Source organism: Geminocystis sp. (genome assembly GCF_041753295.1).
Taxonomy (GTDB): Bacteria; Cyanobacteriota; Cyanobacteriia; order Cyanobacteriales; family Cyanobacteriaceae; genus Geminocystis.
The window spans coordinates 15,779-31,144 of record NZ_JBGSUU010000110.1 but is presented as its reverse complement, the minus strand read 5'-3'; the positions used below and the strand labels follow the sequence as shown (position 1 = coordinate 31,144).

The window sequence follows — 15,366 nt, the reverse complement described above, 5'->3', positions numbered from 1 at the left end:
AGTTCTAAGATAACACACAGTTATTACTTTTCTTGTCTTTTCCACAGGCACAAATAAAGTGTAAATGATTCAAGAAAATGAGCAAATTCCGATAAAATGGAGAGTTGTTAATTAAATAAATATTAGAAATTACCATGGAAGTAGGACAAAAAGTTAAAATTTGTCGTTTAAAAGAGAAAGTATCGCCTGAAATTATAGAAAAAGCACAACAAGGACAACAAGGTGTAATTAAATCTTTCAAAATGACTGATGGTAGCGGTATCGGTGTATTTGTACAATTTTCTGATGCTACCACTAACTGGTTTTTTGAAGATGAAATCCAAGTTGTAAGTTAGAAATTTGCAATCTGTCGGGGTGAATTGGTTTCACCCAAATAATAGTTATTAGAAATCACGGACACTTTAACTCTTTATTTTTGATACATTGATACCGTCAATTAACTATTGTTACCTTTAAAACTTATAAAAATAAATAATTTTTTCTTAAAATTTCTGAATTTTTGCATAAAATCTTAAAACGAGACTGATAAATAAATAAGGAGATTTTTGCAAAGCAGATTAGTTAATAAAATAATCTAAATTTGAAAAACTTATCTCTTGCAAATTTTACCTTCATTAAATTTACTTCGGAGTTGTTAATGAAAGAATCTCATGATTTAGATAAAGCACGTCAGGCGATCGCATGGATCATCAGTACTCGACCAGATTTAGTTCAAAAAGCCAAAGAAATAGGAGAGGGAAAAGTTCACCAATCTTCAGAAATAGAAAATCCTCCCTTGTGGAAAAAGGCGATTACAAAAATTAAAGAAATATGTGTAGTCGATCCGAAAGATTTACATGGACACGTTTACGTTACTAAAGGTTTACAAAAAAATTCAAAAATTACTGCTAATACAATCACCTTAAGTAATGTTTTAGACGCAGGATTTAACTTTCCTCTTTTTTACTTCTGTTTTCAAGGAATGAATCCTGTAATTGCTTTCATTATCGCTTTAACCTCCACTGGGTTTGTGTTTGCTTCAGGGAATGAATTAGGTGCAGCAGTAGCCAGAAATAAGCCAAGTAACCGTAGTTGGTCAATTTGGGCTTGTTTGGGCTTAATTAGTCTTAATGTATTGCAAACGGGTGCAACGGGAGTCGGTATCGAATTAATTAATAATCGGGCAGAATTAGAAGAAATTTACAGCTCAAAAATAGCTAATCAATATTTAGAAAAAAAACAGCGAAAAATAGCAGATTTATCAACCATTAAAGATCCGATATATCAAACAGTACAACAAAAATGCCAAGAAGGAGAAGCAAAATTAAATAGTTTATCTCGGAGTAATCCCCTTTGGAATACCTATTATGTTCGTTTGTATGGTTTATTTGACGAAAGAAGTAGCAACTGGGAAAAAATGCCCTATCAACAATTACCAGTATGTCGGCAAGTTACCCGTCTTGAAGATGAAAATAACCTAAAATATCAAAAAGCCTTTAACGAATATCAATTTTTATTAACGGCGCGTACCGATGGAGGATCTGATTTACAATTCTTGAAAAATCATGCCCAGAGTGCATTTGAGCAACATTTTAATAGTGAAGGGCAAATGAAATCAGGACCAATTTTAGTAGGTTTAGCTACCACTCAAGTATATACTAAATTATTTAATGGTAAATGGTCAGAATTAGGATTATCTTTATTTATCTTTGCTATCTCTGGAATTACTAGCATTGCAGCTTGTACTATGGCTATTACTCACGCTTTAAATAAAGACATCAAATTATCCTATGACGAAGAGTTAGAAAAAGAGATACATAATTATTTTTATAGTTTACGCCTTGCTTTAATGGAAGCACAAAAACAAGATACCTCTTTTTTCCCCAACCTTGACACAGACTTAGAAACCACAAAAACTATATTAGAAGAAACCCTAGAAAATGAAACCTCTGAAACTGACAGCTTTGGAAAACCTTATTCTGTTGAATCTTTACCAACATACGATGAAGAATACAGGATTGATTGATTTACATGATATTGATGTGTTAGTTAATCGTTATAAGGCAGGAGAAAGAAATTTAACGGTGATTCCTTCTTTTAAAGAAAATAAACCTTCCGTATCTTTATCATCTAGTGATACTCTTATCAAATCTAATGACGAGGAAAATAATGTTTTATCAGAAAATAATCAAAATTTAAACCCTGAAATTACACCCGAAAATAATCATCAAAATTTGAGTCAGCATAATCATCTTGAAACTTCAACTAACTATCAAAATTTTAGCCAAGATAATGATACTCAAAATCTCAACGTTAATTTTATTGATGAATCACAAAATATTGTTCTTGACAAAGAAATACCTCTGAATAAATCAGAAAAAATTAATGAGAATCAGATAGAAAAATATTCAGAAAAAATAACTTTTGATTTGGCAAGAATAATTTTAGAATTGCATTTAGAAGAAATAGCAGAAAACTTAGTAAATCCATCTAATAAAGCCTTAAATCCTGCTTTACAACCTAATTTTAAAATGTTTAAAAAATAATAAATATAAGATATTAACTAACTTTAATAATTTGTCAATAATTATAATATTTCTGATAAAGTGGTTAAGATTATGTTAAACTAATTTTATTTAAAATTCTATTAATCATTACCGTAAATTAATTATAAAAATGGCTTTTATACTCACATTCTTAGGCAAAGGTGGCATTGGTTGCACTACAACAGCCATAGCATCGGCAAAAAAATACGCTAATCTAGGCAAAAAAGTCTTATTAGTAATCCAAGATTCTACACCCTCAATTCTTTTGCAAATAGGAGTTGAATTAAAATCTACTATCACAGAAATAAGCTCAAATTTAGACGCAATTCAGTTACAAAGCAGTCAATTATTAGAAAATAGTTGGGAAGAATTGAAAAAACTTGAAGCTAAATATTTGCGATCACCCGTACTAAATAATATATTTGCCCAAGAATTAGCATTATTACCCGGTATGGATGATGCTTTAGCTTTAAATTATCTCAGAGAACAAGACGAAACAGGAAAATATGACGTTATCATTTATGACGGAAAAAGTAGTCTTAACGTGATAAGAATGTTCGGCATTCCTGAAACTCTAAGTTGGTATATCAGAAGAATGCGAAATTTATTAGAAAATTCAGACATCGTTAAAACTTTATCCCCTTTCATCCAACCTGTCACTAGCGCTGTTTTAAATGTTTCTTGGAGTGCAGATAATTTTGCACAGCAACCTAGTAATGAAGCTAATCAAATATTAGATCAAGGAAAAAATGCTGTCAATGATCCTAGTCGAGTTGCGGCTTTTGTGATTACTAACTCTACTCCAGAAGCCATAGCAACGGCGCGATATTGGTGGGGAAGTGCGCAACAAGTGGGTTTAACCGTTGGCGGTGTGTTACTCAATCAAAGAGAAATCACCCCAGAAATTGAAACCGCCTTTAATCTTTTAACCATTAATTCGATTCCTAATATAGAATCTAATAACTTAGAAGAATTATCTGCCTCTTTACCTGATTTTCAAAAACAAGCCTTAAAAGCACCAAAACCCCTAACTATTGACACGAATAACCGAGAAGTTAGGCTCTTTTTGCCCGGATTTGACAAAAGACAGGTAAAATTAAGTCAATCTGGACCAGAATTAACTATAGCCGCTGGTGATCAAAGACGTAATATATTCTTACCATCGCCATTAAAAGGGCAATCCGTCAAAGGTGCAAAATTTCAAGACGCTTATTTAATTGTATCTTTGTAAAGTAGGGTGGGCATTGCCCACAAGGCATAATCTGTAAAGGTTTTAGGATTTATTAATATAATAATTATCTCGTTTTTTGCTATAAGTATTAAAGCATTTAGGAATTATATATTTTAAAATTAATAAAAATAATTAATAACCTTTGTTGCATGAGTGCCTTTGATAAAGTAAACATACAATTAATTTTATTTACTTACTTATTAACAATTATTTTGCCCTTTTATAATTAATAATTATTTTTGCAATTCTTCTAACTTAGCTAAAACTTCTGAAGAATGAATTGCAGGGCGCACCCCTAAAAATTGAGCCACTAAAACGCCATCAGGGTTAATAATATAACTATGACGCATCGATCTTCCACTTAACCACGAACCATAAGCCTTACTAACTTTACCATCGGTATCGGCTAACAGTGGAAATCTTAACCCTTCTTCATCGCAAAATTCTTGATGAGAATTAACATCATCGACGCTTATGCCAATAATTTCTGTATTGATAGCTTGATACTTAGGTAAATCTTGTTGAAATCTTTGGGCTTCGAGGGTGCATCCGGGAGTAAAATCTTGAGGATAAAAGTATAAAACAAGCCATTTACCTTGATAATCAGTCAAAGAAATATCACCATCTCCTGTATTTGTGGATAAAGTAAATTGTGGTGCTAGTTCATTTAAGGAAGGTTGTACACCTCCTAAAGCGAAAACAGGATTAATAAAATTAGAAGAAATCGTCATAATTATACTGAAGATAATTACAATTTTTACTAAATATTTAGACATTTTTATAATTAGTAATTAAATAATTTTTGCTGAAGATAAGTAACTATTTTATTCCATATTTATCAATAATTGTTAATTGTTAATTGTTAATTGTTGGTTCTTATTTATTCAACTATCCAAGGTTTACTAACATTTTCCCATGAAACTAATTCATCTTCTTTAAACCATAAAGCAATTTCTCTCTGTGCAGTTTCAATGGCATCTGAACCATGAATCAGATTTCTACCGATATTTACCCCATAATCACCTCTAATCGTACCGGGTTCTGCCGCTAAAGGATCAGTTGCACCGATAATTTTACGAGCAGAAGCCACAACTCCTTCTCCTTGCCATACCATCGCTACCACAGGAGAAGAAACGATAAAGTCAACTAAGCCACTGAAAAAAGGTCTTTCTTTATGTACATCATAATGTTGCTCTGCTAATTCCCGAGACACCGCCATTAATTTTAAGCCAACAAGAGTAAAACCTTTCGCCTCTAACCGTTTGATAACTTCGCCTACGAGGTTTCTTTGTACCCCATCAGGTTTCACCATTAAAAAAGTACGTTCCATATTTTTTGTTTATAAATGTTAAATTTTTGTTCCCTAAAAAAGATTAACCTAAGATGTGACTTTCAACAATTAGTATTTGCTTTATTCTTGCTCTAAAATTCTTTAACGATACCATTGACTATAAGGATTTTTCGCTAAATTAGAATTATAATAACGTCCATCGTCAGTAACTTCTTTTCCTATCCATTCAGGTAAAGTAACTTCTTGATTTTCTTTCTCTAACTCCACTTCCGCTAAAATTAAACCCTGATTCTCTCCTAAAAAATTATCAACTTCCCAAGTTAATTCATCTATTTTTACCTTATATCTGACTTTTTCAATTAATGGGCGATCACATAAAATATCTAACATTTCTGTTGCTTCATTGAAGGGTATTTTATATTCAAATTCAGATCTAACATTGCCTTTAGTTTTACCTTTTAAAGTCAAATAACCCTGATTACCCGCGATTCTAAGTCTAACAGTATTACCATTTTGAGTATAAATATAACCTTGACGATACAAAACACCATTATCAGGCCATGTCCATAAAGAATCATTAACTAAAAATTTACGTTCAATTTCTAAACCCATAATATTTAACTTGCCAAAAAATATTTTTTTACGTTATTATGAAATAGTGTGAAAAAATGGCGGCGTAGCCAAGTGGTAAGGCAAGGGTCTGCAAAACCTTCATCCCCCAGTTCAAATCTGGGCGTCGCCTTTTAAAAACTATACCTTATTTATTAGTCAGAGAGAAGTTGAAAGTAAAGATTTTAGTCTTTTTTCTTCTCCTGTTATAGTGTAATTAATTAACTATCATAATTAACTATTCTGTAATAATAATATAATGATCAATGAAAATACAACAAATAACAGAGAAAGTGATTGGTATTTAGGATTAACTTATTTGTTAGAAGGAGATGAATCATCTGCGGAAAATATTTGGATGTCTTTAATTTTTGATGATTTAGAAAATAGTGATAATTTAATCCAAGATTTACTATTATTTTTAGATACTAATGGTGTTAAACAATTAACTGAAAATAATATTGATAATGCCATTAAAATTTATCAAAAAATCAAAGAAATTAATCCTAATTGTTATCCTGTATCTTTGCAACTTAATATAATTATTAATCAATGGATAAATGAAGCGATCAATTTATCAAAAAAAATCAGTTTAACGAAGCAAAAAATAAATATAACTTAATTCTTAAATTGGATTATAGTAATAGTAATTTATGGCAAAATTTAGCCTTAGTTAATTATCACTTATTAGACTATAAAAATGCTTATGAAAATATTGTCAATAATAAATATCTAAAATAGTATTCTTTTTTGATAGTTTTTCAATTAATTATTAACTATAAATTTAATTTATTCATCTTCATAAATAACTCTCTCACATTGCATACTTTAGTTAAATGTAACAAAATATTACCAAACTCTAGGGGAAAAGTCGGCGATCGCCGTAAACTAAAAGAAAAGTAATTATTAAATCGAATTATAATATTAAACTATGTTTCCCATTAATCGTCCTCGTCGTTTGCGTCAAAATTCCCAACTTAGACGTATGGTACAAGAAACCGTATTAACTGCCAATGATTTAATTTATCCTCTTTTTGCTGTACCCGGAAATGCCATCGCCAAAGAAGTTAAATCCATGCCAGGGGTATATCAATTATCTGTCGATAAAATCGTTGAAGAAGCCAAAGAAGTTTATGATTTAGGTATTCCAGCTATTATTTTATTTGGGATTCCCACCGATAAAGATAACGATGCTACGGGTGCATGGCATGATTGCGGAATAGTACAAAAAGCAGCCACCGCCGTTAAACAAGCTGTACCAGATTTGATTGTGATTGCCGATACTTGTCTTTGTGAATATACTCCCCATGGACATTGTGGCTACTTAGAAGTAGGAGATTTAACTGGAAGAGTTTTAAATGATCCTACCCTAGAATTACTCAAAAAAACCGCTGTTTCTCAAGCCAACGCTGGTGCAGATATTATCGCTCCTTCAGGTATGATGGATGGTTTTGTTACCTCCATTCGTCAGGCTTTAGACGAGGCCGGTTTTGAAAATACCCCCATTCTTTCCTATGCCGCTAAATATGCTTCTGCCTATTATGGCCCTTTTCGTGATGCCGCCGAATCTGCTCCTAGTCATGGCGATCGCCGTACTTACCAGATGAACCCTGGAAATGTGATAGAAGCCTTAAAAGAAGTAGAATTAGACATAGCAGAAGGTGCAGATATGTTAATGGTGAAACCTGCTTTATCTTATATGGATGTAATTTGGCGAGTGAAAGAAATGACCAACTTACCCGTAGCAGCCTATAACGTCTCAGGAGAATATTCTATGGTAAAAGCCGCCGCCCTTAACGGTTGGATAGACGAAAAAAAAGTAACCATCGAAACCTTAACCAGTTTTAAACGTGCTGGGGCGGACTTAATCTTAACCTATCACGCAAAAGATGCAGTACGTTGGCTTAATCAAGTTAGTTTTTAAAAATTCAAGAATAATGGACAATTAAAAATTTTCCTCCTATCTCCTAACTTTAGACAGTATTAAAAAACACAAAAAGAAATTGTAACAAATTTTAACAAACTAACTATGAAACCCCAAAAAGATTTAATCTATAACCAATGAATTAATAATGAAACTCGGTTTAAAAATAAAAATAATCAATGAGTATAAAAGCAAGTGGCGGTAGTTCTTTAGCAAAACCGCAATTATACCAAACCGTTGCTGTCTCAACTATTATTCAAGCTGAACAGCAAGATCGCTTTCTCGATAACAACGAGTTAGGTGAATTAGACAACTATTTTAAATCTGGAGCAAAAAGACTAGAAATTGCTCAAGTTTTGACCGACAACTCAGATCTAATCGTCTCTCGTGCGGCTAATCGCATTTTCACGGGGGGATCTCCCATGTCTTTCTTGGAAAAACCCCCCGTAGAAGAACCAGCCTTAGTTGGAGTTGGTGGCGGTGGTTTTGGATTACCAGCAGATATAAAAGCAGCACAACAATCAATCCAAACTTTTGTGGATGCTGGAAAAGGTAGCAATGAAGGAGGCGGTTTATTAGGCGGTATATTATCAGTATTTACTAACCCCGGTATTGGTAAAATTCCTGCTGGTTTCCGTACCATCAATATCGCTCGGTATGGTCCTAGTAACATGGCGAAATCCTTACGGGATATGTCATGGTTTTTACGTTATGTTAGCTATGCTGTAGTGGCTGGTGATCCTAACATTCTAGTGGTTAATACCAGAGGATTAAGAGAAGTTTTAGAAAATGCTTGTTCTATTGACGCTACTATTGTAGCTTTACTAGAAATGCGAGTAGCTTCTATTAGTTACTTTAAAAACGATCTCGAAGCCAAAGAAATTTTAACTCAATATTTTGAAATTCTTACTAATGAGTTAAAAGCACCTACTCCTGCGACAAAAGTACGTCAACGTCCTTCTGATGATGCTCAAGGTTTAGAATTACCTCAAAGCTACTTTAATGCTTCTGAGCGTCGTCCTAAATTTGTGATGAAACCAGGATTATCGGCTTCGGAGAAAATTTCTGTAGTCAAAGCCGCTTATCGTCAAATTTTCGAGCGAGATATTACCCGTGCCTACTCTCAATCTATTTCTTACCTTGAGTCTCAGGTGAAAAATGGGGATATTTCCATGAAGGAATTTGTTCGCCGTTTAGCAAAATCTCCTTTATATCGTCAGCAATTTTTTGAGCCTTTCATTAATTCTCGTGCATTAGAATTGGCTTTCCGTCACATTTTAGGGCGTGGACCATCTTCTCGAGAAGAAGTACAAAAATACTTTTCTATTGTATCTAATGGTGGCTTAAATGCCTTAGTTGATGCTTTAGTTGATTCTCAAGAATATTCCGATTACTTTGGTGAAGAAACTGTACCCTACCTTCGTGGTTTGGGAGTTGAAGCTCAAGAATGTCGTAACTGGGGTATGCAACAAGATCTGTTTAGCTACAGCGCACCCTTCCGCAAAGTACCTCAATTTGTGACTACTTTTGCGAAATACGATCGCCCCTTACCAGATCAGCACGTTTATGGTTCAGGAAATGATCCTTTAGAAATCCAATTTGGAGCGATTTTCCCGAAAGAAACTCGTAATCCTAGCAGTGCTCCTGCACCTTTTAGCAAAGATACTAAACGGATTTTAATTCATCGTGGACCGGGTATTAACAATCAAAATAGTAATCCTAAAGCAGTGGGAACTTATCCCGGCACATTGGGGGCAAAAGTAGTTCGTTTAAATAACCAGTTACCCGGTGCTAGTAACGGTTTAGGAGTTAAATTCGGTGAAAGTTCTACTCAAGCGGTAATTCGTGCGGCTTATCGTCAAGTTTTCGGCCGTGATGTTTATGAAGGACAAAGATTAAAAGTAGCAGAAATTAAACTCGAAAATGGTGACATCAGTCTTCGTGACTTTATCCGTATGTTAGCCAAATCTGAGATTTTCTTAAAAACTTACTGGACTCCTTTCTATGTTTGTAAAGCCATCGAATTCATTCACCGTCGTTTATTAGGTCGCCCAACCTACGGACGTAGTGAAATGAATAAATACTTTGATCTTGCATCCAAAAAAGGTTTCTATGCTTTAGTTGATGCCTTTATCGATAGCCCTGAATATAATCAAGCCTTTGGGGAAGATACTGTACCTTACGAGCGTTATGTTACCCCTAACGGGCTACAAATGCGCAATGCAAGAGTCGGTACATTAAGAGAAGACATCGGGCAAAGAGTTGATGTAGAAACTACTCCAAGATTTATTGAATTAGGACAAGTTTCTTCCTCTCGTGGTGAACATGAAGTTAAAAACCGTGTAAATCAAGGGGTTACAGTTCAAAGAGAGCAAACTAAAGTCTTTAAACTCACCAATAACTATGACAAAGTAGCAGTTAAAAACCTTATTCGTGCCGCTTATCGTCAAGTTTTCGAGCGTGATGTTGAACCTTATACCATTAGTGCTAACTTTACTAATCTTGAAAGTAAACTCAGCAACGGTGAAATTAGCGTTAAAGAGTTTATTGAAGGTTTAGGTACTTCTGAATTATATTTGAAAGAGTTTTATGCACCTTTCCCTAATACTAAAGTAATTGAATTAGGTACAAAACATTTCTTAGGCAGAGCGCCTGTTAATCAGAAAGAAATTCAGCACTATAACCGCATTTTGGCAAGTCAAGGTATTCGTGCCTTTATCAGCGCCTTAGTGGGTAGTATGGAATATGCTCAAGTATTTGGTGAAGATACCGTGCCTTATCGCCGTTTCCCCACCTTACCTGCTGCTAACTTCCCCAATACTGAAAGACTTTATAACAAGTTAACTAAACAGGATAACGAGTTAGTTGTGCCTAGTTTTAAACCCGTTGTTTAATTAATTTACTTTTTCCTAATCCCAATTCTGGGGAATCAGAATAAATACTTAAAATAAAGAGAAGTCGGGACATTATATCTCGGCTTCTTTTTTTTGATGTAAGCACTCAGCAATTTAATACAATTAAAGTTTATAATGATAGATTATGGCTATAAATTGACGAAAATACTCACATAGAAAAAATAATAAATCTTATGCAAAAACAAGATTTGACAAATAGAGAATTAGCCGAATATTTAAAAGAAAAATATCAAATTAATTTTAATATTTCACAGGAGTTGTCTTAATCAGAAAAAGAAGAAATAATAAAGTTAATTAAAGAAAATGAGTGCATAGAAAAATTGATAAATACTTTCGTTATTAAAAATAAAGATTTAGGTAATAATAATCGCCAATTCGGAAGACAAAGAGAACAAGCTAAAAGAGATTTAGTAGAAACAGCAGAAAAAAATGATGAATTAAATAATGAGTTATCTTTAATACGCTTTGAGTTAAAAGAAATGAGAAAAATGTTAACTAATGTACTAGAAATAACCTTAGAAAAATTAATGAAAAATATGTTTACTAGAAGTGAAATTATTATCATTTTTAAAGAACTAATTAATGCCGTAAATATCAAAGAAAAAGTTAAATAAAATGAATATAAATAATTTTAAAAAGTTTGTTTATCAATTCATAAATACTAAAAATACAAAAGAACTAAAAAAAGTAAAACCTGACTTAGTAAAAGGTAAAGACTTGAGAAAAAAATCTAGTTGGATTTCTATTTATAACGCTCTTAAATTAATTAATGATTTTCAAGAAGAACAAATTACTAATAATATTAGAGATAACTATGGTTTTCAAGAATTAAATATCAATTCTTCTTTATCTGAAATCTTAAATAGTATTAAAGCCGTTAGTAAATTAAATGAAGACATAGAAGAAAGTCTTATTCTCCTTGAACAAAAATCTCTAAAAAATAAGATATAACATCATGGAAGATGATTTACAGAATTTAATCAATGATATAAAAAATACTGGGAAAAAAATCAAGCAAGTTAACAAAAAAATTAATTCTTTATATCAAATTCAACGAATAGAAAAAGTTACTAACGGTTATGAAGTTTGGAGATTTCAGGAGAATGGAGGAGTAAAATTAGTAAAAGAACAATTAATTATATTAAATTTTGAATGTTCTGTTTGTGGTGTTAAATTGACAGAAAAAGAGACTACAATAGATCATTTAAAACCTAAATATAAGTATTTAGGAAATGCACTTTCTACCGATAATATGTTAATAATGTGCCGTTCTTGTAATGGAGGAAAAGCAACTAAAGAATTAAAATCTTGGTATCAAAATTTACCTTCTACTTGGCAAAAACGATTATATGAAGCAATTAAAAAAATTCATGGTTATAGTAAATTAATCGAATTAGGATTACAAAATATTAAATCAAAATAACAAACTATTTTTAATTTATACTCATAAAAATGTCTAAATATTCTTCTTCTGTTAACCTTGTTTCTTCTAAGGTTTTTTTCATAATTAAATCCATTTTTTCTTTTGCTTTTTTCACCTTATCATAATCAATCATAGGATAATATATACCTAAAATTTTTCCTTTTACTCCGATAACCATTTCCAAATTTTATATGCACCAAAACCAATTGCCCCAGCAGTGACGGCAGGTGCAGCAACAGTCACAGCAACCCCCGCTACCATACCACCACCAATAACACTTCCCACTGCCGCTAATCCGGAGGTAATTCCTGCGGCACTTAATCCAGCAACACTTCCACTAGCAGCGATCGCACCGACAGCTCCAGCCGTTCCAGCTACTGCACCCACTGTTGTTATATCTCGCCCTCTTTTACGAGCTTCTCTTTCTTTTGGTGGTAAAGTTTCATCATCTTTTAAAACTTGATCCATTGCGACTTTTGCTATTGCCGCAGGTGCAGCACCTAATACTCCAACACCTGCAACTGCACCTCCTCCAACAACTCCTCCGACAGTAGCCAGTCCAGACATAATACCAGCACCACTAAATCCTGCGGCAGCACCGGTACCCGCAACTACTCCAATACCAGTAGCAACGGCAACACCACTAGCTGAAGCGCCAGATCCGACTGCCTTGACATTTTTCACTTGTTCACTATGTTTTATTCCTGTCTTACAATAAGTCGCTAAATGTTCACAGTTATTAGTAAATAAATTGTAATTTTCTTGACCGAGCATTTTTCTAGCTCTATCAATTACAATATTCGCACAATCACATTTTCCATATGGCTTAACAGATACTTTTCTATTGGCATAAAAATCATTTAATGTAGTAATTGTCACAATACATTTATCTTTGCTACCTTGTTTTTTCCCAAACTCAATAACTAAGGCGTTTCCACAATCAATACCATGATGAGTGATAGGAAAACCATTGAAGAAAAAACTATAATATAAATGATCGCCCTTTGCCATATCTTTTTCCCTAAATTTATATTCTAATAATTATTGTATTCTTATTTTTATTAAATTTTATCAAAAGTTGATTACTTATTACTTATTGTATTCTATTTAATTCGCACAAGCCGTACATTCTTCCTTAAAAGAATCTCGTTGCACAATACGCACATAGTAAACTGCTTTACAACCTTTTTCCCATGAAAGCAATAATGTATCATAAATGTCTTTAGCTTTTAACGCTCTTTCAGGTTCGTCAGTGAAATATACTCCTTCATTGAGATTAAAAAGTAACTCCATTGAAATTCCTGTATCTATCCATTTTTGAATGACAGCGATCGCCTTTACCACTTCATCCTGATTGAGGTGCTTATTTTCCTGATAAAACCACTGTTTATCACTAATAAAAGGAGGTGCAATGGGTACAGTACCTTTAGCCCATTTATCATAGAAAAAACGACTATAAACAGGCAATACACTAGCGGTACAACCTTGTACTAAAGATGATGAAGTATTAGGAGCTATAGCAGTAATATGAGAGTTACGAATACCGAATTTTTGAATATCTTGGGATAATTGTTGCCAACGGGGTTTATTATAAGCATTTTCCTCAAACCATTCTACGGGTTGACAACCGATTAATAAGCCTTTACTCCAATCGCTACCATCAAAGGCTGGATAAGCACCCCTCTCCCTAGATAATTCCATAGAAGCATGAGTACAATAATAACCAATATCTTCAAATAAATTACTGATGTGGGAGAGATTACTATATCTTAGATTTCGTTTTGCTAACCAATCAGCCAGTCCCATTGCACCGACTCCGATGGTGCGATAGCGATTATTATGGGCTGCCGCATCGACAAAAGGCGGTAAAGTAATTTCGATGGTATTATCTAAAATTCTTACAGCTAAAGTGCAAGTCGTCTCCATTTCTTCTTCTTCTAAATTAGCAAGGTTAAGAGAGACTAAATTACAGCAGTGAGCATATTTATCAGGCGTAACATTCGAGAATGACTCTGTACATAAATTTACTCCCGGTATATAACCATCATGTTTATTGGGATTAGCTTTGTTGATAGTATCTTTAAAGGCAAGATAAGGCATTCCTGTTTCTACTTGCGCCCTCATGATATGTTTGAATAATTCTCTGGCGTTGACTTTTTTATAGATTTTTATTTTCGTGTCAAGATTTGCTTCAATAATACTATAGGCTTTTTCAAATTCTGCTCCCCATAACGGTGGTAAATCAATATTTAAAGCATTTTTAACTTCATAAGGATCAATTAAAGTCCATTCTTGCTTATGCTTAACTCGGCGCATAAATTCATCAACTAAAATAAGCTGAGGAAATACATCATAAGCCTTACGACGTTGATCACCATTTTCTGTTTGCATCTCCAAAAATTCTGGTACATCGAGATGCCATATATCTAAACCTACAGTCACAGCACCTGCTCGTCTTCCTCCCTGATTTACGGCTATAGCGGTATCATTAAGGAGTTTGATCCAAGGTATCACCCCCCCTGATGCGTTCTTTTTACCCATAACGGAGCTTCCTGTAGCCCTAATTCTGGAGACATTTACCCCTACTCCTCCCCCGTTTTTAGAAATTCTAGCAGTATTAGTAATTTCTTGAAAAATACTTTCTAAGTTATCATCAATACTCACAATAAAACAGCTAGTTAATGAGCCGTTTGGCACTCTTAAATTTGCTAAAATAGGTGTTGCTAAAGAAATACGACGGGATGCGATCGCCTGATAAAATTGACGAGCGTAAGTTAATCTCACCTCTGGAGTTTCCACCATCGCTAATAATAAACTACAGGTAAGAAAGGCTTCTTGAGGTAATTCTTGAGGCAAAAGATAACGACTGCTTAACAAGACGACTCCAGCATAATCATAATCTAAATCCCAGTCTGGATTAATCCAACTATTGGCAATTTCTAATTCTTCTGGGGAATAGGTTAAGATTCGAGCATCGTATTTACCTTCTTTAACAAAATTAGCCACTGTTTGAGGGTAGTTACCATAGTTATAACCCCTCGTGGCTAGGGTATCTTTCCATAAACTCCAAGTATGTAATCGCCCTGCTACATAACGCCAGTCAGGTTCTTCTAAGTTACACATTTCTAAGGCACAATTGATTAAATTGTCTTGAATATCTCTAGTAGTGATACCGTCACGCAGACGAGTTTTTAAACCAGATTCTAAGGCAATAGAATTGACATCTTTTCCATTACAAGCCCAGTTGACTACTTTTCTGATTTTACTAATATCAAGAGGTGCTGATTTTCCATTGCGCTTTATTACTTCGATACTCTTTGTAGAGCTACTAAAATGCTCATTATAAGTCGTTGATGAATGGCTAGAGATCGTATTTTCTTGCATATCCAATAACATTGCTTCTGCCTCGCTTACTTTAAGTATTTCTACTCAAAAAAAATTTACTGCT

The 15,366-nt window shown here is 33.5% G+C and carries 16 protein-coding genes and 1 tRNA gene; 11 read left to right on the top strand and 6 right to left on the bottom strand.

Annotation, left to right across the window (positions count from 1 at the left end):
- Nucleotides 1–134 precede the first annotated feature (134 nt).
- From ACEW8E_RS13690 to ACEW8E_RS13675, 4 genes are all read left to right on the top strand, one after another.
- Nucleotides 135–335, top strand: a complete 201-nt coding sequence (locus ACEW8E_RS13690; RefSeq protein WP_373480913.1) for a DUF2862 domain-containing protein — start codon at nucleotides 135–137, stop codon at nucleotides 333–335.
- A gap of 302 nt (nucleotides 336–637) precedes the next feature.
- Nucleotides 638–2,005: a hypothetical protein gene (locus tag ACEW8E_RS13685; protein ID WP_373480912.1), complete on the top strand. Its 1,368-nt coding sequence runs from the start codon at nucleotides 638–640 to the stop codon at nucleotides 2,003–2,005.
- Nucleotides 1,983–2,525: a hypothetical protein gene (locus ACEW8E_RS13680; RefSeq protein WP_373480911.1), complete on the top strand. Its 543-nt coding sequence runs from the start codon at nucleotides 1,983–1,985 to the stop codon at nucleotides 2,523–2,525. The genes ACEW8E_RS13685 and ACEW8E_RS13680 overlap by 23 nt, the downstream gene beginning before the upstream one ends.
- A gap of 130 nt (nucleotides 2,526–2,655) precedes the next feature.
- Complete coding sequence (locus ACEW8E_RS13675; protein WP_373480910.1) at nucleotides 2,656–3,756, top strand: ArsA family ATPase; 1,101 nt, start codon at nucleotides 2,656–2,658, stop codon at nucleotides 3,754–3,756.
- A 233-nt stretch (nucleotides 3,757–3,989) separates the two neighbouring features.
- Here ACEW8E_RS13675 and ACEW8E_RS13670 read toward each other — a convergent pair whose 3' ends face one another.
- From ACEW8E_RS13670 to ACEW8E_RS13660, 3 genes are all read right to left on the bottom strand, one after another.
- A complete protein-coding gene (locus ACEW8E_RS13670) occupies nucleotides 3,990–4,487 on the bottom strand; it encodes a peroxiredoxin (RefSeq protein ID WP_373480965.1) in 498 nt (165 codons plus the stop codon).
- Nucleotides 4,488–4,636: 149 nt separating this feature from the next.
- Nucleotides 4,637–5,086: a nucleoside-diphosphate kinase gene (ndk, locus tag ACEW8E_RS13665; protein WP_373480909.1), complete on the bottom strand. Its 450-nt coding sequence runs from the start codon at nucleotides 5,084–5,086 to the stop codon at nucleotides 4,637–4,639.
- 102 nt (nucleotides 5,087–5,188) lie between these two features.
- A complete protein-coding gene (locus tag ACEW8E_RS13660; RefSeq protein WP_373480908.1) occupies nucleotides 5,189–5,659 on the bottom strand; it encodes a CYTH domain-containing protein in 471 nt (156 codons plus the stop codon).
- A gap of 58 nt (nucleotides 5,660–5,717) precedes the next feature.
- Between ACEW8E_RS13660 and ACEW8E_RS13655 the strand changes: the two genes are divergently transcribed.
- The 7 genes from ACEW8E_RS13655 to ACEW8E_RS13625 all read left to right on the top strand — a co-directional run bounded on the left by ACEW8E_RS13655 (nucleotide 5,718) and on the right by ACEW8E_RS13625 (nucleotide 11,918).
- Nucleotides 5,718–5,789: transfer RNA gene (locus ACEW8E_RS13655), tRNA-Cys, on the top strand.
- A 126-nt stretch (nucleotides 5,790–5,915) separates the two neighbouring features.
- Nucleotides 5,916–6,278 carry a hypothetical protein gene (locus ACEW8E_RS13650; protein ID WP_373480907.1) on the top strand — a complete coding sequence of 121 codons (363 nt, stop codon included), beginning with the start codon at nucleotides 5,916–5,918 and terminating at the stop codon, nucleotides 6,276–6,278.
- 309 nt (nucleotides 6,279–6,587) lie between these two features.
- Nucleotides 6,588–7,580, top strand: a complete 993-nt coding sequence (gene hemB, locus ACEW8E_RS13645; RefSeq protein ID WP_373480906.1) for a porphobilinogen synthase — start codon at nucleotides 6,588–6,590, stop codon at nucleotides 7,578–7,580.
- A gap of 179 nt (nucleotides 7,581–7,759) precedes the next feature.
- Nucleotides 7,760–10,474: a phycobilisome rod-core linker polypeptide gene (locus ACEW8E_RS13640; protein WP_373480905.1), complete on the top strand. Its 2,715-nt coding sequence runs from the start codon at nucleotides 7,760–7,762 to the stop codon at nucleotides 10,472–10,474.
- 341 nt (nucleotides 10,475–10,815) lie between these two features.
- Nucleotides 10,816–11,109 (top strand): hypothetical protein, encoded by a 294-nt coding sequence (locus ACEW8E_RS13635; RefSeq protein ID WP_373480904.1) that lies wholly within the window; start codon nucleotides 10,816–10,818, stop codon nucleotides 11,107–11,109.
- A 1-nt stretch (nucleotide 11,110) separates the two neighbouring features.
- Nucleotides 11,111–11,446, top strand: a complete 336-nt coding sequence (locus ACEW8E_RS13630) for a hypothetical protein (protein ID WP_373480903.1) — start codon at nucleotides 11,111–11,113, stop codon at nucleotides 11,444–11,446.
- Nucleotides 11,447–11,450: 4 nt separating this feature from the next.
- Nucleotides 11,451–11,918 carry an HNH endonuclease gene (locus ACEW8E_RS13625; protein WP_373480902.1) on the top strand — a complete coding sequence of 156 codons (468 nt, stop codon included), beginning with the start codon at nucleotides 11,451–11,453 and terminating at the stop codon, nucleotides 11,916–11,918.
- A gap of 10 nt (nucleotides 11,919–11,928) precedes the next feature.
- Here the strand turns inward: ACEW8E_RS13625 and ACEW8E_RS13620 are convergent, their stop codons facing one another.
- The 3 genes from ACEW8E_RS13620 to ACEW8E_RS13610 all read right to left on the bottom strand — a co-directional run bounded on the left by ACEW8E_RS13620 (nucleotide 11,929) and on the right by ACEW8E_RS13610 (nucleotide 15,302).
- Nucleotides 11,929–12,096 (bottom strand): hypothetical protein, encoded by a 168-nt coding sequence (locus ACEW8E_RS13620; RefSeq protein ID WP_373480901.1) that lies wholly within the window; start codon nucleotides 12,094–12,096, stop codon nucleotides 11,929–11,931.
- Nucleotides 12,081–12,929, bottom strand: coding sequence for a lecithin retinol acyltransferase family protein (locus ACEW8E_RS13615; RefSeq protein ID WP_373480900.1), 849 nt, complete (start codon nucleotides 12,927–12,929; stop codon nucleotides 12,081–12,083). Before ACEW8E_RS13615 ends, ACEW8E_RS13620 begins: the two co-directional genes overlap by 16 nt.
- Before the next feature lie 96 nt (nucleotides 12,930–13,025).
- Nucleotides 13,026–15,302: a ribonucleoside-diphosphate reductase subunit alpha gene (locus ACEW8E_RS13610; RefSeq protein ID WP_373480899.1), complete on the bottom strand. Its 2,277-nt coding sequence runs from the start codon at nucleotides 15,300–15,302 to the stop codon at nucleotides 13,026–13,028.
- Nucleotides 15,303–15,366: the final 64 nt, after the last annotated feature.